Here is a 17,378-nt window from a genome sequence, read left to right as displayed (position 1 = left end):
AACTGGCCCCCGGCGGTACGAAAAGTTAACTCTTTTTAACCGGCTGTAGCAATTAGCCTCGACTTAATTTCCCGGCTAATGGTTTATTGCCTTGCTTTTTGCCCCCTTGCCCTTCCTTTCCCTTCGTTTTTAGATCACGTCCGGCGCAGAAACCGCCTCAGACAGTGCCGGCGATAGTGTTCTCGAGCAGCGTCAGCGCTGCTTTCTTGGTCAGCTTGACCGGGTTGCCGCCGGCTGTCGGATCGACCACCGCCATGTCGGCGATCAGCCCCTTGCGCTTCTTGTCCATGTCGAGCCCCTTGATCAGATCGGGCAGCGCATGCGGCACCTTCAATTCCTTGCGCAGCTTGATGATCGCTTTGGCAAAGCCGTCGAAGCCACCCTTGATGCCGCAATAGGCAGCGAGCCGGGCAATCCGCTCCTCGATGGAGTCGCGATTGAAGGCCAAGACATAGGGCATGAACACCGCATTCGTCATGCCGTGATGGGTGTCGTAGAGCGCGCCGATCGGATGCGACAGCGAGTGGATGGCGCCAAGACCCTTCTGGAAGGCGGCAGCACCCATGGCGGCCGCACTCATCATGTGGGCGCGCGCGACAAGGTCCTTGCCTTTGACGTAGGCCCTGGGCAGGTTCTCGAACACCAGGCGCACACCTTCCACCGCAATGCCGTCGGCCATCGGATGGTAGCCCGGCGCGCAATAGGCTTCGAGGCAATGTGCCAGCGCATCCATGCCGGTGCCGGCGGTGATGAAGCCGGGCATGCCGACCGACAGTTCCGGATCGGCAATGACGATTGCCGGCAAAAGCTTCGGATGGAAGATGACCTTCTTGGTGTGCGTCGCCTCATTGGTGATGACGCCGGCACGCCCGACTTCCGAGCCTGTGCCGGCAGTGGTCGGCACGGCGATGATCGGCGCGATGGCATCCGAATTGGCGCGCGTCCACCAGTCGCCGACATCCTCAAAGTCCCAGATCGGTCGCGTCTGGCCGGCCTGGAACGCGATCAGCTTGCCGAGATCGAGCGCTGAACCGCCGCCGAAGGCGATGACGCCGTCATGCTTGCCCTTCTTGAACACGGCGATGCCGGCGGTGAGGTTGGAATCGACCGGGTTCGGCTTCACCTCGGAGAACACGCCATAGGATACCTTGGCGTCGTCGAGGATTTTCAGCGTCGAAGCGACGACCGGCAGTTTCGCCAACCCCGGATCGGTGACGAATAGCGGCCGCTTAATGCCGGTGGCAGCGAGCACGTCAGGCAGTTCCTTGATGCGCCCCGCGCCGAAGCGGACGGTGGTCGGGTAGTTCCATTTGGAGATCAGCTTGGACATGTCTTGTCTTTCAAAAAATCAGATGGCTTCGCGCAGATGGAAGGATTTCGGCCGGGTCAGATTGTCGTAGCCGAGCGCCGAAAGGGCGACGCCTTTGCCGGTGTCCTTGACGCCGGTCCAGACCAGCGCCGGATCGAGGTAGTCGCAGCGGTTCATGAACACGGTGCCGGTCTCGACGCGGTCGCCGATCGCCACCGCATGCTCGATATCGTCGGTCCAGATCGAAGCGGTCAGCCCGTAGGGGCTGTCGTTCATCAGCGCGATCGCCTCCTCGTCGTTGCGCACCTTCATGATGCCGACGATCGGGCCAAAACTTTCCTCGCGCATGACGCTCATCTGGTGGTCGACGCCGGTCAGCACTTCCGGCGCCAGATAGGGCGAGCCGGCCTTGTCGTTAGCCACCTTCATATTGATGTGTGCGATTGCACCCTTGCGCAGCGCCTCGGCCTTCTGCTCGCGGATCAGGTCGGCAAAGCGCGCCTGCGCCATCGGCCCCATTGTCGTCGCCTGTTCTAGCGGATTGCCGACGGCATAATTCTTCGTCTCGGCGATGAAACCTTCGACGAACTGGTCGTAGACCTTCTCATGCACATAGACGCGCTCGATGCCGCAGCAGCACTGGCCGGAATTGTAGAAGGCGCCGTCGACCAGATTGGCCACCGCATGGTCGAGCTTGGCGTCGGGCAGCACATAGGCCGGATCCTTGCCGCCGAGTTCGAGCCCGAGCGTCATGAAGGTGCCGGCCGCCGCCTTCTCGATGGCGCGGCCGCCGCCGACCGAACCGGTGAAATTGACATGGTCGATCTTGCCCGAGCCGAGCAGCTTCTCGGTCTGGGCATGGTTCAGCACGACATTCTGGAACACGCCCTTGGGCAGCCCAACCTTGTCGAACGCCTGCTGGAACCGTTCGCCAACCAGCAGCGTCTGCGCCGCATGTTTGAGGATAACGGTATTGCCGGCCATCAGTGCCGGCACGATGGTGTTGACGGCGGTCAGATAGGGATAGTTCCACGGCGCGATCACCATGACGACGCCGAGCGGATCCTTCTTCACATAGCGTCGGAAGCCGTCCTTCGGGTTGGATGCCGGCACGGATTTCAGCGCGGCTTCAGCGATCTCGACCATGTAATTGGTGCGTTCCCTGACGCCGCCGAACTCGCCGCCATAGCGCACCGGTCGCCCCATCTGCCAGGCGATCTCCGGCACGATCTCGTCGGTCATCGCGACCAGCGCTTCGAGCATCGCCAGCATAAATTTGCCGCGCTCGACGATCGGCGTCAGCGCCCACTTCTCCTGCGCCGCCTTGGCGCGCTCGACCGCGGCATTGATCGCCTGGTCGGTCGCGATTGGCCGCTCGGCGTAAATCGAACCATCGATGGGCGACTTGAGTTTTACGGTTTCCAAAGGATACTCCAAGTTAGCAGGCTAGGGTGCGCAGATGGCCATTGCGGCCATAGCGAAGGATGGGCTCGTCACGCGTCACCAGAACCATGTCCAACGCTCTCGCACTTGCCATCAGTATCCGATCCATGGGATCACCATGAGGCGGACCGGGCAGGTTGGATGACGCAATCAGAATGGCTGGTGAGATAGCGCTGAGCTTTGCCGACATTCGCTCGATGAATCGCTCCACGAAGTCGAGTGGCGCCAATGGCAGATTGAGCCGGCCCTTGGCTACGCCAATTCCGATCTCCCATGCCGACATCGGCGAAAGATACAGACGGCCGTCATAGGCCGCTTCCGAAATCTCCCGGCTTGCGTGCGGATCGATCAGACTATCGTTGGCGACAAAGATCATCGCACATGTATCCAGAAGCAGGTTTGGCTCTTCGCTCATTTACGCACCGCAAGTTTGCCGTCACGCGCGTCAGCCTCACCGCCCAGATAGCCCCGGTCCCATGGCTCGTCATCGAAAGGTTTGGTGATATCAAATCCGGCTTCGATTGTTATCAGGCCCTTCATGAAACCAAAACCGGGGTGGCGATCCGCGCGCGCCTCCTTTGGCGCGGCAGGCACGCTACCACTGGGCGGCGCCGAAATGGGTACTTTGCGAACGCGGCGAAATACCAGTTTCCCACTCCCTATATTGACGGATTCGGTCTCGAACCCAGCCTCAAGCCACTCCCTTGTCATGGGATTGTTGCTCGGATTGTTGCTCCACCATGCAGGGTATTGCTTCGATGCGGGCAGCGGCAGATTGAGCACTCTCTCGATTTCGGCGAATGACATCGGAATGCGATCGACATTTTGGGCAATGAGAAAGTCCTTGAGCGGCGCATATTTGGACATTGCAAACTCCTCAATGTAGCGCACTGCAGTTTACAGGTACCATATGGTACTAACTTCACTACATTGTCAACATTAAAGCTGTATAAAGTTTTAATACCGCTCGAACCCCCTGTGCAGTTCCCAATCCGTAATGCGGCGGTCGTATTCGAACTGCTCCCACTTTGCGGTGTGGACATAATGTTCGAGCACATCGTCGCCGAGCGCCTGCTTCAGCATCTTCGACTTGGCCAGCGTCTCGGTGGCGTCGCGCAGCGTCTTCGGGATCTCCGGCAGGCGCGAGGCCTGGTAGGCATCGCCGACGAACGGCTTCTGCAGTTCGAGCTTCTCGTCGATGCCGGCAAGGCCGGCGGCGATCAGCGCCGCGAAAGCGAGATAGGGGTTCAGGTCGGCGCCGCCGATGCGGCATTCCATGCGGATGCCCTTGGTGCCCTCACCGCACAGGCGGAAGCCGGCGGTGCGGTTGTCCTCGCTCCACATGATCTTGGTCGGTGCGAAGGTGCCGGCCTGGAAGCGCTTGTAGGAGTTGATGTAGGGCGCCAGGAACCAGGTAAACTCCCTGGCATATTTCAGTTGCCCAGCCGCCCATTGCTGGCCAAGCGTGGACAAAGTCCAGTCCGCCTTCTTGTCGAAGAACAATGGCGTCTTGCCATCGGCGCTCCACAGCGAATTGTGGATGTGGCTGGAATTACCGGCGAGCCCGTAATTGTATTTCGACATGAAGGAAATCGACTTGCCTTCGGACTCGGCAATCTCCTTGGCGCCGTTCTTCAGGATGACGTGGCGGTCCGCCATGTCGAGCGCCTCGGCATAGCGCACATTGATCTCTTCCTGCCCCGGGCCCCATTCGCCCTTGGAGTTTTCGATCGGAATGCCCGCCGCTTCCATCTCGTTGCGAAGCCGGCGCATGACGCCTTCTTCCTTGGTGGTGATGCCGATCTGGTAGTCGCCGATATAGGGCGACGCGGTGTCGAGCCCCTGCCAGTGTTTCTTGCGGGCGGAATCGTAGGTCTCGTTGAACAGGTAGAATTCGAGCTCGGAGGCGAAGTAGCCGATATAGCCGCGTTCGGTGAGCCGCTTGACCTGCTTTTTCAGCATCGCGCGCGGCGAATGCGGAAGGTCGTCATGGGTGTGGTGGTCGAGCACGTCGCAGATCACCAGCGCGGTCTTTTCCAGCCACGGAACCCGCCGCAGCGTGGCAAGGTCCGGCTTCATGACGAAGTCGCCATAGCCCTTCGACCAGCTTGCCGCCTTGTAGCCCGGCACCGGCTCCATATCGATGTCGGCGGCGAGCAGATAGTTGCAGCCATGCGTCTCGTCATGAGCAGAATCCACAAAGTACTGCGCCAGGAAACGCTTTCCCGCGAGCCGCCCCTGCATGTCGACGATGCAGGCCAGCACCGTGTCGATCTCGCCACTGGAGACCGCTTTCTTCAACTGATCGAACGAGAAATTTCCGGCCATTCCTTTGGCACTCCAGTGCTTGGTCGTTGAGGACGAAACCATAGCCGGCTGCACGCCGGCCATGGCCATGATGGTGACGTCAGTGGCCGGTTTCGCCGACAGCTTGTTCGGCAGCCTTGATCGCTGCCTGACGCGCCGCGATGATGTCGCCCAGCGGCGGGCCCTGGAAGCGATTGCGCTCGAAGGCGAACCAGACAATCGCCGTCAGGATGAAGAAGCCGACGGTGATGTACAGCGCCCAGTCGTTCGGCGGCTGGATGCCGATGATGAAGATCAGGATCATCGACACTATGGAAAGGACCCCGAACAGCATGAAGATGCCACGGCCCAGGTTCCACGGTCCCATCTTGTCCCACTTCGGCGTGCCCCAGGCCACCATGCCGAGCACGATCGGCACGGTGAAGGACAGGAACAGGAAGATGACGGTGCACGAGACGACGATGGTGTAGGCCGAAGTGCCGGCGACCGAAACCAGCGTCGAACCCCAAACGAACAGCACCGACAGGACCGACGCCGTCCAGATGGCCGCCACTGGCGTGCGATAGGTCGGGCTGACCTTGGCCAGTGCCGACGAGCCCGGCAGGCCGCCGTCACGCGAGAAGGCAAAGATCATGCGCGAAGCCGAGGTGACGGTTGCGAGGCCGCACAACAGCTGGGCGATGAACACGACGAGGTAGACGAACTCCTTGAGGCCGGGACTGACGCGCTGGTCGAAGGCCCAGAAGAACACGTTCCAACCCTGCTTGGCGGCGTCGTCCATGTTGGGGATCATCAGCACGAAGGCGGCCAGGAACAAATAGCCGAAGACCGCCGACCAGATAACCGACATCACCATCGCACGCGGCACCGATGAGGCCGCCTTGATGGTTTCCTCGGAAGTGTGTGCCGAAGCATCGTAGCCGGTGATGGTGTAGATCGGCAGCAAGAGGCCGAGAGCGAACACCCAGGCGTTCGAGACGGACGGCCAGACGCTGGCGCCGGCCTCACCCGAGTAGTTGTGGAAGGTGAAGAGCCGGCTGAAATCCCAGGTCTCGGCGGAGAACAGGCAGACGACCGCAATCAGGATCGAGCCGAAGAAGATCAGGTAGCCCGAAAAATCGGTCAACTTCGCCGTCAGCTTGATGCCGAGATGGTTGATCAGGGCCTGGGCGCCAGTGATGATGACCAGGAAGATCATCTGATTGGTCAGCGTACCCTCGATGCCGAGCGTCGGCCCGAAGGCGCCGATGAAGAACGTCCAGGTGCCGACATTGATGGCGCCAAGCACGGTGATCAGGCCGAGCAGGTTGAGCCAGGCCGTCACCCAGCCGGTGCCGCGATTGCCGAGGATCGAACCCCAGTGATAGAGGCCGCCGGCCGTCGGATAGGCCGAGCTGATCTGCGACATGGCGACCGCGAAGGTGAGCGAAACGAAGCAGCCGACCAGCCAGCCGATGCCGATACCGATACCGCCGGCGCCCGACGTTGCCTGCGCTAGCGAATTGATGCCGCCGGACAGGATGCAGATGATGGAGAAGGAAACGGCGAAGTTGGAGAAGCGGCTTAGCCGCCGCTCAAGTTCCTGGGCGTAGCCCATGGAATGGAGGTGCTTTACGTCTTCCGCCTTGTCTGTGTCTGAATAACCCGGTGCTGCCATTGTAGTCCCCTTTGCGTTCTTAGCTGGCCGGCCCTGCCCCGGTCGGCTTGCGCCGGCCGGAGCATCTCGTCTTTGCTGTTAGCCTGCCGTCTGGCCGACGGCTGCTTCCGCGGCCGCGATCTCCGAAGCGCGGCGAGCAATGTCGGCGCCGATCGGCGGGCCCTTGAAGCGGCGCGATTCGATGCCGAACCACAGCACCATGAGCAGAACGATCAGGCCGATGGCATAGTTGATCAGGATGTCGAAGGGCGGCTGGATGCCGGCATACATCAGCACCAGAACGCCAAGCACCGTGATGACGGCGAACGGCTTGGACCAGATGCCGAGGCGGAACGGGCCGAATTCGGTCCAGCTCTTGCCCTCGGCAAGCAGGCCGGCGGCCACGGGCATGGCGTAGGACACGTAGAGGAACAATGCACAGCCGGCCGCCAGTGCGGCAAAAGCCGGCGAGTACAATGTCGCTGCGACCGCGAGCACCGCTCCGAGCCAGATTGCCGCCACCGGCGTGCGCCATGTCGGGCTGACGGTTTTCCACACCGACGAACCGGGCAGGCCGCCGTCACGCGCGAAGGCAAAGATCATGCGCGAGGTCGACGTCAGTCCGGCGAGAGCGCAGATGAAGTTCGCCAGCACGATTGCGATGGCAATGATGCTCTTCAGCAGGAATGGTGCCGGCAGCTTGTTGAAGAGATTGAACCAGGCATTGGCGCCATCCTTGGCCGTCGCTGCCAGATCGGGGCTGGCCAGTACGAACGAAACGGCCATGACGAAGCCGAACACCAGCGACCACAGGACCGAATGGATCATGCCGCGCGGCACCGCCACGCGGGCATTGTGGGTCTCTTCGGACGTGTGGGCCGAAGCGTCGAAGCCGGTGATGGTGTAGAGTGGGTAGAGCAGGCCGATCAGGAAGGCGACGAGTGCCGTCCGTGCGGTCGGAACGTAGCCTGCGCCTGGATCACCGGTGTTGTTGACGAAGGTGGTGAGCCGCGAGAAATCCCAGCTTGCGCCCCAGATCAGGAACATCGCGGTCAACACGACGGCGACGACCAGAATGAGGTAGCCCGAGAAATCCGTCAGCATGGTGGTGAGCCTGATACCGAAATGGTTGATCAGCGCCTGTGCGACCGTGATGATCACAACGCCGATCACCTGCTCCTGATAGCCCCACGCGGAGACGTCGTTGCCGAACACGCCGGACCAGACAAGGTCCTTGAACAGCGCGTAGACGCCGACATTGACCGAGGCGACGACGAAGACCAGGCCGAGCAAGTTGATCCAGGCCGTGGCCCAGCCCCAGCCGCGCCCGCCGAGAATTGACGACCAGTGGTAGAGACCGCCGGCCGTTGGGTAGGCCGAGCCGATCTGGCCAAGGGACGCGGCAACGACAAGTGCAAAGACGCCGCCGATGACCCAGCCGACAGTCGCCTCGAAGCCGCTGCCGGTCGCCATGGCCAGCGGGAAGGACGTGATGCCGCCCGCCAGAATACAAATGATCGAAAAGGAAATTGCGAAATTCGAGAAGCCGCTCATGCGGCGAGCCAACTCCTGGGCATAGCCCATGCTATGGAGGGTTTTTACATCCTCCGATCTTTCAGCGTCTGATTTGTCCGGTCCTGCCATTTTCGTCCCCTGTTTTTCTAGCTGGCCGATTGAACTGACTTTCCCATTGCGTGTCGCCGGGAACCCTTGGCCTCCTCGGGTTCCAGGTCAGAAAAAATGCCCGTGAGCAGATCCGCCCATTTCCGCTGCCCGGTCTCGCCGGAGATCTCGTCGTTGCGGATTTCGATCATTGCGCAGGCAAGGCCGCGCGAGCGTGCATGGCGCTCCAAAGTGAAATATACGCGGTCGGCCGGCGAATAGGGCTCGTTGATGCCGACAGTGACGCCGGAGAGCCGCTGCAGCGCCGCTATCAGCGGCGACGCCAGCCGGCGGTCGTCATCATGGATGATGCCGATATGCCAGGGCCGGTTCTTGCCCTTGTAGACCGGCGTGAAGGAATGCACCGACACCAGCCGGGTGTCCTGCCCACGCGCCTGCCGGTCGTCGATGATCGATGCGATCGTGTCGTGGAACGGCCGCCACGACAAAGCGATGCGCTCGGCGCGCTCACTGTCCGACAGGCCGGCATTGCCCGGAATGGCCGTCGTCTCGCTGACCGGCGGCACCAGGTCCGGTGCGTCGAGCGGACGGTTGCAGTCGATTATCAGGCGCGAGATGCGGGTTTCGATGAGCGTCGCATCGAGGGCGGTCGCGATGCGGCGCGCCACCGGCAGCGCGCCGGGGTCCCAGGCGATGTGGCGGGAGAGGTCCTCGGCCGGCAGGCCAAGCGTGCCGAATTCGGACGGCAGGAAGTTGGAAGCGTGGTCGCAGGTCAGCACGAAAGGGCTGGACCCGCCGGGGTTCGTCACCCCTACGGTATCAGACGATGCAAGGCTGGCGGGCCGTGCTCTCTCCATAGTCTGCCGTCCCCTGGGGAGCGCTGTATCTTATGTTACGTATTTTGCCTCATTGCGTCCCTGTGGATGATTTCATACAGTTTGTCCGGCTTTGTCAAATGCGATTTCGGGGAAGCGGTCTGGACGGGCTCAGGGGTGGGGAAAACGATGATTTCCAGCATTGCCGAACTGATTTCGGACCGCATCGGCACGATGCCGGCCGGCGAGCGCCGCGCCGCGCAGACACTGATTGCGAACTATCCGCTGATCGGGCTGAAGACGGTCGCCGAGTTCTCGACCGCCGCCGGCGTATCGTCGCCGACCATCCTGCGCTTTGTCTCCAGGCTGGGGTTCCAGAACTATCCCGAATTCCAGTCGGCGCTGCAGGACGAACTGGCGGCGCAATTGCAGTCGCCGGCATCGCGCACGCTCAACCCGGCCTCCCCAAGCGGTGCAGTATCGCCAATGCTGGAGGCGACGCTGGACAATATGCGCGAGACCTTCAGGCATCTCTCCGACAGACAGCTTGCCGACATCGCCGCAAGGCTTGCCGACCGGCGCGGCAAGACATTCCTGATCGGCGGCCGCTTCACCGATCCGTTGGCACGCTACATGGCCGCCCATCTCGCCATCATCCAGCCCGATGTCTATCACCTTGCCGGCCAGGAGAGCATCTGGCGCGACCGGCTGATCGACATGGGCAAGCGCGACGTGCTGGTGATCTTCGACATCAGGCGCTATCAGGACAGTCTGGTCCGCTTTGCCCAGACCGCGCATCAGCGCGGCGTTCAGATCGTGCTGTTCACCGACCAGTGGCTATCGCCGATCGCCCGCTTCGCCCGCCATGTCATTGCCGGACGCACCGCCGTGCCTTCGGCGTGGGACTCTTCCGCCGCTCTGTTCGTTGTCGCCGAGACGCTGATCGGCGCCGTCACCAGGCAGCTCGAGGCCGACAGCGCCAGGCGCATCCGCGACCTCGAAAGCCTGCGCTGACACGCTCAATCCCCGCCGCAAGTGCGCAAAATTACGCAGATTTAATGTGCATGGAAGCGGCAGAATTGCCATAAAGCCATGATATTGCGGCGGCTTCGCACATACCGGGTGCGTCGCTGCGCGTTTTTTTGCTTGGCGAAACCGGTAGACGTTTTGCCAACCGGAGTGTCGATGGCCGCCTGGAAACAGATCGTTTTTGCGCTTGTGATCCTGGTCGCGGCTGTCCTCGCCTGGGCGCGATTCTTCCCGGGCGCGCCGGAGGTTCTAGCACGCTGGGGCATCGACTGGACCTATGCTTCGGCGCCCGCCACAACCGGTGCGGTCGACACGACAAAACAGGCAGGCGGCCGCAACGCTGCCGGCCGCCCGGCAAATGTCGTCGCCTTGCCGGCGACCACCGCCACCATCAACGATCGCCTGCAGGCGATCGGCACCGGCCGCGCCAACGCCTCGGTGACGGTCAACCCATACAGCTCTGGGCGCCTCGTTGAATTTCTCGTCCAATCCGGCACCCGCGTCGACAAGGGGCAGATCATCGCTGTTCTCGATTCCGAGACCGAGGTGATCTCGCAAGATCGTGCCAAGCTTGCCTTGCAGGATGCCCAGGACAAGCTCGAGCGGGTGAAATCATTGAGGGCCTCCAACGCCGCGACCCCGGTCGCCGTCGCCGATGCCCAAGTGGTGCTGGCCGGCGCCAAACTGGCGCTGCAGGATGCCGAACTCGCCTTGCAGCGTCGTTCGATCGTCGCCCCTATCGCCGGCACGGTCGGCATCCTGCCGATATCGGCCGGCAATTACGTCACCAGCCAGTCGGCGATCGCCACGCTTGACGACCGCTCCTCCATCCTGGTCGATTTCCTGGTGCCCGAGCGCTTCGCCGCCGCCGTCAAGGTCGGCGCGCAACTGTCGGCGACGCCGATCGCCAATCCGAGCAAGGCCTATACCGGCACTGTGTCGGCCATCGACAACCACATCGACGAAAAGAGCCGCACCCTGCTGGTCAAGGCTGCAATCGCCAATCCGGCGGATTCGCTGCGCGCCGGCATGTCGTTCGGCATCACCATGCGCTTCCCCGGCGACACCTATCCGGCCGTCAGCCCGCTGGCAATCCTGTGGGGTTCCGACGGCGCCTATGTCTGGCAGGTCGAGGACGGCAAGGCCAGGCGCGTTCCCGTGCGCATCATCCAGCGCAACACTGAGACGGTGCTGATCGACGCTGAGATCGAGGATGGCGACATGGTCGTCACCGAAGGCACCCAGAGCGTCAGCGAAGGCGGCGCGGTCCGCATCGCCGGCCAGGATCAGCGCGCCGCGGAAGCTGCCGAAGGCTCATGACTGCACCCGTCAGCACCGCCAGCGAAACCGGCTTCACCGCACTCTTCATCCGCAGGCCGGTTATGGCCTTCGTGCTGAACACGCTGATCGCAGTGGCCGGCCTTGCCGCTTTCTATGGCGTCGAAATCCGCGAACTGCCCGATGTCGACCGCGCCGTGGTCACCGTGTCGACGGCCTTCGAGGGTGCCGCCGCCGAAACCGTCGACCGTGAACTGACCGACACCATCGAGGGCGCGGTCGCCCGCGTCTCCGGCGTCAAGTCGATCTCGTCGACCTCTTCCTTCGGCCAGAGCCGCGTCACCATCGAGTTCAACGACGGCGTCGATTTGAACGTCGCCGCCTCCGACGTGCGCGACGCGGTCGGCCGTGTCGCCAACATGATACCGGAGACCGCCGACCCGCCGCGCATCGTCAAGGCCGATGCCAATTCCGATGCCGTGATGCGACTGGCCGTCACCTCCGACACCATGTCGGTGCAGGACATGACGGTGATCGTCCAGGACCAGATCGAGGACGAACTGGCTGCCGTGCCTGGCGTCGCCGACGTTCAGGTCTATGGCGACCGCGACAAGATCTTCCGCATCGATGTCGACCAGAACAAGCTCGCCAGCCTCGGCTTCACTGTCGCCGATCTGAGGGCAGCGCTTGCCTCGGTCGCTTTCGATTCACCAGCCGGTTCGATCACCACCACCAACCAGGATCTCATCGTCCGCACCACGGCCGATGTGACGACGCCGGAAGAATTCGAAAACATCATCATCGGCGGCACGACGCGCATCCGCGACGTCGCCACCGTCACGCTCGGTCCCGACATCGGCCAGACCTCGTTGCGCTCCGACGGCAAGACCGGCATTGGCCTTGGCATCATCCGTCAGGCGGAATCGAACACGCTGGATATTTCCACCGGAGTGAAAGCAGCCGTCGCCAAGCTGCAGGAAAACCTGCCCAAGGGCATGTCGATCAAGATCACCAGCGACGACGCAGTCTTCGTCAACGGCGCCGTGCACGAGGTCGAGATCGCGCTCGGCCTGTCGATCTCCATGGTGCTGATCGTCATCTACATCTTCCTGCTCGACTGGCGCGCGACGCTGATCCCTGGTCTGTCAATGCCGGTCGCCATGATCGGCACCATCGCCGCCATCTATCTCGCAGGCTTCTCCATCAACATTCTGACGCTTCTGGCGCTGGTGCTGGCGACCGGCCTTGTCGTCGACGACGCCATCGTCGTTTTGGAAAACATCGTGCGACGGCGCAACGAAGGCATGGGGCCTCGTGCCGCCGCCGTGCTCGGCGCCCAAGAAGTGTTCTTCGCAGTCATCGCCACGACGCTGACGCTCGTTGCCGTTTTCGTGCCGATCTCCTTCCTGCCGGGACAGACCGGCGGCCTGTTTCGCGAATTCGGCTTCGTCCTCGCCATGTCGGTGCTGCTCTCCTGCGTGGTGGCGCTGACGCTGTGCCCGATGCTGGCCTCGCGCATGTTGACCGGCGCATCGCTCCACCATGAAGGCGGTCACGGCATTGGCGCGCGCGTCGGTGGCGCGCTGAACGCGGCCTACAAGCGCGCCTTGCATGCCTGCCTCGGCGCGCCGTGGATCGTGCTGCTGGTTGCGGTGCTGTTTGCGGGCGTCGCCTTCAGCCTGTTCGGCACCATCCGCCAGGAACTGACGCCGAGCGAGGACCGCGCCGTCGTGCTGTTGCGCATCAACGCGCCGCAAGGCGTCAGCCTCGATTACACCACGCAGCAGATGCAGAAGATCGAGCGGCTGATCCAGCCGCTGCGCGATTCCGGCGAGATCGTCTCGACCTTCGAAAACGCCGGCCAGAACGGCGCCTACAATTCCGGCTTCATGGTGATGACGCTGGCGCCGTGGGACGAGCGCACGCGCAGCCAGCAGGAGATCATGGCGCAGATAAGCCAGCTGACCCGGCAGGTGCCATCCGTGCGCATCTTCCCGGTGCAGGCCAATAGCCTCGGCATTCGCGGCGCCGGCAACGGCCTGCAATTCGCGCTGGTCGGCAACGACCGCAAGGCGCTCGGCGACGCGGCGGTGAAGATCATCGCCCGGATGCAGGCCGATCCGCGCTTCCAGACGCCGCGGCTTTCCATCGACCCGACGCAGCCGCAGCTGGCGGTGGCCATAGACCGCGAGCGCGCCTCCGATCTCGGCATCGACATATCAGGGCTCGCCAACACCTTGCAGGCGATGCTCGACGGCAACGATGTCGTCGATGTCTACATCGCCGACCGCAGCTATGGCGTGAAGCTGGTCTCGACCACCAACCCGATCAATGATCCGACCGATCTGGAAAACATCTTCCTGAAGACCGCCGACGGCCGCTTCGTGCCAATGTCGACCATCGCCACGCTGACCGAGCGCGCCGTGCCGCCGTCGCTGACCCGCGAACAGCAGCAGCCTTCGGTGGCGATCACCTCGAACCTGAACGGCAATTTCGCACTGGGTGACGCGCTCGGCGTTGCCGAGCAGATCGCCGCCCCGCTGCTGCCGCCGGGCAGCCGCGTCCTGCCGCTGGCCGAAGCCGCGACGCTCGGCGAGACCAACAGCGCCATGATCACCATTTTCGGCTTCGCGCTGGTCATCATCCTCCTGGTGCTTGCCGCCCAGTTCGAAAGCTTCGTCAGCGCCGTCATCATCATGGCGACGGTCCCGCTCGGCCTTGCCTGCGCAATCTTTGCGCTGCTTTTGTCAGGCACCAGCCTCAATGCCTACAGCCAGATCGGCCTCGTGCTTCTGGTCGGCGTCATGGCCAAGAACGGCATCCTCATCGTCGAATTCGCCAACCAGCTGCGCGACCGCGGCCTCGGCGTGCGCGAGGCGATCGAGCAGGCCTCGATCATCCGCCTGCGGCCGGTGATGATGACGATGATCTGCACCATCCTCGGCGGGGTCCCGCTGGTGCTGGCCGCCGGCGCCGGTGCCGAAGCGCGCATCGCGCTCGGCTGGGTCATCGTCGGCGGGCTGGGTCTCGCCACCGTCTCGACGCTTTTCCTGACCCCGGTCGCCTACCTCCTGCTCGGCCGCTTCGTCACGCCGAAGACGCATGAGGAAGCGAGGCTGAAGCGGGAGCTTGAGGAAGCGGCGTACGCCAATGTCGAGCCGGCGGAGTAGCTCCGCTTACCCTCCCCCTTGTGGGGAGGGTCGGACCGCAGGTCCGGGGTGGGGGTGCAGCGCCAACTAACGTCGGTCCAGCGCTCCCGCGAATAACAGAGGTAGGAGCCAAGACCCCCACCCCGACGAAAGAGCAAAATTGCTCTTCGTCGACCCTCCCCACAAGGGGGAGGGTAGAAAGTCACGGCCTGATAAACACCTTCCCGTTCGGCTTGGCCAGCTCCGCCGGGACCTTCGCCATCGCCTCATCCAGCGGTAGCACCGCCGTCACGTCGGTTGACCAGCGCCCATCCGAAAAGCGCTTCTGTGCTTCCATGATCGCCGGGCCGCGCTTGTCGCGGAACTGGCGCATCCATTCGACCAGCCAGAAGCCTTCAATGTGCTTGTGTTGGAAGATCATCTGGCCGGGCTCACGGATGACAGTGGTGTCCGGATCGAGCCGTCCATAGATGATCCAGCGCGAGCGCTTCGGCATGGCGTCGAAGATCGCCGAGGCCAGCGGCCCGGTCACGGCATCGAGGAAGATGCGCGGCTGCTCGGCCTTGACCACATCGCGTAGTGCTGCCTTGAAATCCGGCGCCTTCTCGTTGAGCACATGGGCAGCCCCGATCTCCTTCAACAGCGGAATCTGCTCGTCGCGGCGCACGGTGACGATCGGCCGGAACCCAGCCTCCTTGGCGAGACCCGCGATCAGCTTGCAAATCTGGCTGGCGCCGGCGGTCATGATGAAGGCTTTTTCGCCCGTCTCCTTGACGATGTCGAACATGGCGAGCGCCGTGAGCGGGTTGACGATCATCGCCGCGCCATCCTCGTCGCGGACCGTGTCGAGCAGCGGAATGCAGCCGGCAGCTTCGGCAACTGCATAGTCCGCCCACGCGCCCCAATTGGTGACGCCTGTGGTGAAGGCGATGCGCTTGCCGATCAGGCTTTTCGCATAGGGCTCGTCGCCGCTGGCAACGACCGTGCCGACACCCTCGAAGCCGGCCGGCTGGCCCTTGGCGCGCGGCTGACCGTACTGGCCCTTGATGAACATGACGTCGGACGGGTTGATCGAGGCGAGGCTGACCTTGATCAGCACCTGGCTCGGTCCGGGCGTCGGCACGCCGATGCTGCCAAGCTTGAGATACGGCTCCATCGCCTCCAGCGCACTGCCGGAGGGCGTCCTGGTGTAGCCGTCGCCGGTCAGCAGCAGTGCTTTCATGTCTGAGGGGATCGCCATGGCGGGGCTCCTTACAGTTTGAGGATGAGCTTGCCGGATGCGCCACGGCCAAGCACGCGCGGCGGCATCGGCCAGCGGATAAGTGCCTTCGATGACCGGCCGAACCTTGCCGGCGCGATGCCAGCCGACCCAGCTCCTTCAGATTGTCGGCATAGACGAGGTGGCCGAGCGGCGCGATCGCGGGCGATGAGGGTTTTCATCCACTCAGACCTTTTCCTGCGTGTATTTCCTGAGCTCCGTGCGCGCCACCTGCCGGCGGTGCACGGCGTCCGGCCCGTCGGCGAGGCGCAGGGTTCGCAGATGCGTCCATGAGCGTGCCAGCGGCGTGTCCTGGCTGATGCCTTGCGCGCCGAACATCTGCACTGCCTCGTCGGTGACCTTGAGCGCGACGCGCGGTGCGATGACCTTGATCTGGCTGATCCAGGGCGCGGCTGCGCGCGCATCGCCCTGGTCGATCATCCACGCCGCCTTGAGGCAGAGCAGCCGCGCCATCTCGATCTCCATGCGGCACTCCGCGATGATGTCGAAATTGGCGCCGAGCTTGGCCAATGGCTGGCCGAAGGCCTCGCGGCGCACCGAGCGCTGGCACAGCAGCTCCAGCGCCATTTCGGCCTGGCCGATGGCGCGCATGCAATGGTGGATGCGGCCGGGGCCAAGCCGCCCCTGGGCGATCTCGAACCCCCTGCCCTCGCCGAGGATCAGGTTTCCGGCCGGCACCCGCACATTGTCGAAGCGAAGATGCATGTGGCCATGCGGCGCGTCGTCGTCGCCATAAACCTGCATCGGCCGCAGCTTGGTCACGCCCTTGGTACCGGACGGCACCAAGATCATCGAATGGCGGCGGTGCTGCGGCTCGGCTTCGCCGCCGGTCCGAACCATGACAATGTAGATGGCGCAGCGCGGGTCCCCGGCCCCCGACGCCCACCATTTCTCGCCGTTGAGTGCATAGTCGTCGCCTCGCCGTTCGCAGCGCATGGCGATGTTGGTGGCGTCGGAGGAAGCGACGTCCGGCTCGGTCATCAGATAGGCCGAGCGCATTTTCCCCTCGAGCAGCGGCGCCAGCCATGCCTGCTTGTGATCCTCCGAGCCATAGCGCTCCAGCACCTCCATATTGCCGGTGTCGGGCGCCGAGCAGTTGAAGGTCTCGGCGCCGAGATGCGCCTTGCCCATCTCCTCGGCGAGATAGGCATATTCAACGGTCGAGAGCCCGTAGCCGCGCTCGGACCCGGTCAGCCAGAAATTCCACAGACCGCGCTCCTTGGCCGTCTTCTTCAACCCTTCGAGGATCTCGGTCTGCCGCGCGGTGTAGACCCAGCGGTCGCCGCCCTTGCCGACCTCGCTCAAAAACTCATGATCGAGCGGCATGATCTCATCGCGCACCATGGTGGCGACGCGGGCGTGGATCGGCTTCAGCCGCTCGGTCATGCCGAGATTCATGTCCGCCATCGGTCTCCAACCCTTTCACGCATCTGGGGCACTTTACCCGTGGCAAGGATGACCGTACTTCGGGTAGCCTTGTCAACGCGAGCCCTTTCGCCCCAGACCGTGA

13 protein-coding genes are annotated in these 17,378 nt (G+C 63.1%); 3 read left to right on the top strand and 10 right to left on the bottom strand.

The genetic code is table 11. The annotated features are described in order from the left end of the window. Positions 1-157: 157 nt before the first annotated feature. The 8 genes from NLY43_RS24455 to NLY43_RS24420 form a co-directional block, all read right to left on the bottom strand. Complete coding sequence (locus NLY43_RS24455; RefSeq protein WP_023710921.1) at positions 158-1,330, bottom strand: iron-containing alcohol dehydrogenase; 1,173 nt, start codon at positions 1,328-1,330, stop codon at positions 158-160. An 18-nt stretch (positions 1,331-1,348) separates the two neighbouring features. Next, the gene (locus NLY43_RS24450) at positions 1,349-2,734 is read right to left on the bottom strand and encodes an aldehyde dehydrogenase family protein (RefSeq protein WP_023691838.1); all 1,386 of its coding nucleotides are present in this window, start codon (positions 2,732-2,734) and stop codon (positions 1,349-1,351) included. A gap of 13 nt (positions 2,735-2,747) precedes the next feature. Beyond that, positions 2,748-3,167, bottom strand: a complete 420-nt coding sequence (locus NLY43_RS24445; RefSeq protein WP_031196520.1) for a type II toxin-antitoxin system VapC family toxin — start codon at positions 3,165-3,167, stop codon at positions 2,748-2,750. Continuing rightward, positions 3,164-3,619: a DUF7662 domain-containing protein gene (locus tag NLY43_RS24440; RefSeq protein WP_023691839.1), complete on the bottom strand. Its 456-nt coding sequence runs from the start codon at positions 3,617-3,619 to the stop codon at positions 3,164-3,166. The genes NLY43_RS24445 and NLY43_RS24440 overlap by 4 nt, the downstream gene beginning before the upstream one ends. A gap of 90 nt (positions 3,620-3,709) precedes the next feature. Further along, positions 3,710-5,080 carry a glutamine synthetase family protein gene (locus NLY43_RS24435; RefSeq protein WP_023691840.1) on the bottom strand — a complete coding sequence of 457 codons (1,371 nt, stop codon included), beginning with the start codon at positions 5,078-5,080 and terminating at the stop codon, positions 3,710-3,712. 79 nt (positions 5,081-5,159) lie between these two features. Beyond that, complete coding sequence (locus NLY43_RS24430; RefSeq protein WP_023691841.1) at positions 5,160-6,716, bottom strand: amino acid permease; 1,557 nt, start codon at positions 6,714-6,716, stop codon at positions 5,160-5,162. Between the two features lie 78 nt (positions 6,717-6,794). Further along, positions 6,795-8,339, bottom strand: coding sequence for an amino acid permease (locus NLY43_RS24425; RefSeq protein WP_023671162.1), 1,545 nt, complete (start codon positions 8,337-8,339; stop codon positions 6,795-6,797). A gap of 17 nt (positions 8,340-8,356) precedes the next feature. After that, positions 8,357-9,175: an N-formylglutamate amidohydrolase gene (locus NLY43_RS24420; RefSeq protein ID WP_023671161.1), complete on the bottom strand. Its 819-nt coding sequence runs from the start codon at positions 9,173-9,175 to the stop codon at positions 8,357-8,359. A gap of 147 nt (positions 9,176-9,322) precedes the next feature. Here NLY43_RS24420 and NLY43_RS24415 point away from each other — a divergent pair, with 147 nt between their 5' ends. The 3 genes from NLY43_RS24415 to NLY43_RS24405 all read left to right on the top strand — a co-directional run bounded on the left by NLY43_RS24415 (position 9,323) and on the right by NLY43_RS24405 (position 14,610). Next, positions 9,323-10,147, top strand: coding sequence for a MurR/RpiR family transcriptional regulator (locus tag NLY43_RS24415; RefSeq protein ID WP_023671160.1), 825 nt, complete (start codon positions 9,323-9,325; stop codon positions 10,145-10,147). 171 nt (positions 10,148-10,318) lie between these two features. Next, positions 10,319-11,482, top strand: coding sequence for an efflux RND transporter periplasmic adaptor subunit (locus NLY43_RS24410; RefSeq protein WP_023691844.1), 1,164 nt, complete (start codon positions 10,319-10,321; stop codon positions 11,480-11,482). Next, the gene (locus NLY43_RS24405; RefSeq protein ID WP_023704042.1) at positions 11,479-14,610 is read left to right on the top strand and encodes an efflux RND transporter permease subunit; all 3,132 of its coding nucleotides are present in this window, start codon (positions 11,479-11,481) and stop codon (positions 14,608-14,610) included. Before NLY43_RS24410 ends, NLY43_RS24405 begins: the two co-directional genes overlap by 4 nt. 181 nt (positions 14,611-14,791) lie before the next feature. On the opposite strand, the gene NLY43_RS24400 is transcribed toward NLY43_RS24405, so the two are convergent. Both NLY43_RS24400 and NLY43_RS24395 read right to left on the bottom strand, forming a co-directional pair. Beyond that, complete coding sequence (locus NLY43_RS24400) at positions 14,792-15,829, bottom strand: zinc-binding dehydrogenase (protein ID WP_023710919.1); 1,038 nt, start codon at positions 15,827-15,829, stop codon at positions 14,792-14,794. Between the two features lie 204 nt (positions 15,830-16,033). Further along, a complete protein-coding gene (locus NLY43_RS24395) occupies positions 16,034-17,275 on the bottom strand; it encodes an acyl-CoA dehydrogenase family protein (RefSeq protein ID WP_023691847.1) in 1,242 nt (413 codons plus the stop codon). Between the last annotated feature and the right edge of the window lie 103 nt (positions 17,276-17,378).

This window comes from Mesorhizobium sp. C416B (genome assembly GCF_030323165.1).
GTDB lineage: Bacteria > Pseudomonadota > Alphaproteobacteria > Rhizobiales > Rhizobiaceae > Mesorhizobium.
Note: the sequence above shows the minus strand (reverse complement) of the source record. Positions and strands in the feature narration are given on the sequence as shown.

Excerpts from the sequence above, each read along its gene's own strand:
- NLY43_RS24455 (WP_023710921.1), bottom strand. The coding sequence starts at position 1,330 with ATGTCCAAGCTGATCTCCAAATGGAACTACCCGACCACCGTCCGCTTC.
- NLY43_RS24445 (WP_031196520.1), bottom strand. The coding sequence starts at position 3,167 with ATGAGCGAAGAGCCAAACCTGCTTCTGGATACATGTGCGATGATCTTT.
- NLY43_RS24440 (WP_023691839.1), bottom strand. The coding sequence starts at position 3,619 with ATGTCCAAATATGCGCCGCTCAAGGACTTTCTCATTGCCCAAAATGTC.
- NLY43_RS24435 (WP_023691840.1), bottom strand. The coding sequence starts at position 5,080 with ATGGCCGGAAATTTCTCGTTCGATCAGTTGAAGAAAGCGGTCTCCAGT.
- NLY43_RS24430 (WP_023691841.1), bottom strand. The coding sequence starts at position 6,716 with ATGGCAGCACCGGGTTATTCAGACACAGACAAGGCGGAAGACGTAAAG.
- NLY43_RS24425 (WP_023671162.1), bottom strand. The coding sequence starts at position 8,339 with ATGGCAGGACCGGACAAATCAGACGCTGAAAGATCGGAGGATGTAAAA.
- NLY43_RS24420 (WP_023671161.1), bottom strand. The coding sequence starts at position 9,175 with ATGGAGAGAGCACGGCCCGCCAGCCTTGCATCGTCTGATACCGTAGGG.
- NLY43_RS24415 (WP_023671160.1), top strand. The coding sequence starts at position 9,323 with ATGATTTCCAGCATTGCCGAACTGATTTCGGACCGCATCGGCACGATG.
- NLY43_RS24410 (WP_023691844.1), top strand. The coding sequence starts at position 10,319 with ATGGCCGCCTGGAAACAGATCGTTTTTGCGCTTGTGATCCTGGTCGCG.
- NLY43_RS24405 (WP_023704042.1), top strand. The coding sequence starts at position 11,479 with ATGACTGCACCCGTCAGCACCGCCAGCGAAACCGGCTTCACCGCACTC.
- NLY43_RS24400 (WP_023710919.1), bottom strand. The coding sequence starts at position 15,829 with ATGGCGATCCCCTCAGACATGAAAGCACTGCTGCTGACCGGCGACGGC.
- NLY43_RS24395 (WP_023691847.1), bottom strand. The coding sequence starts at position 17,275 with ATGGCGGACATGAATCTCGGCATGACCGAGCGGCTGAAGCCGATCCAC.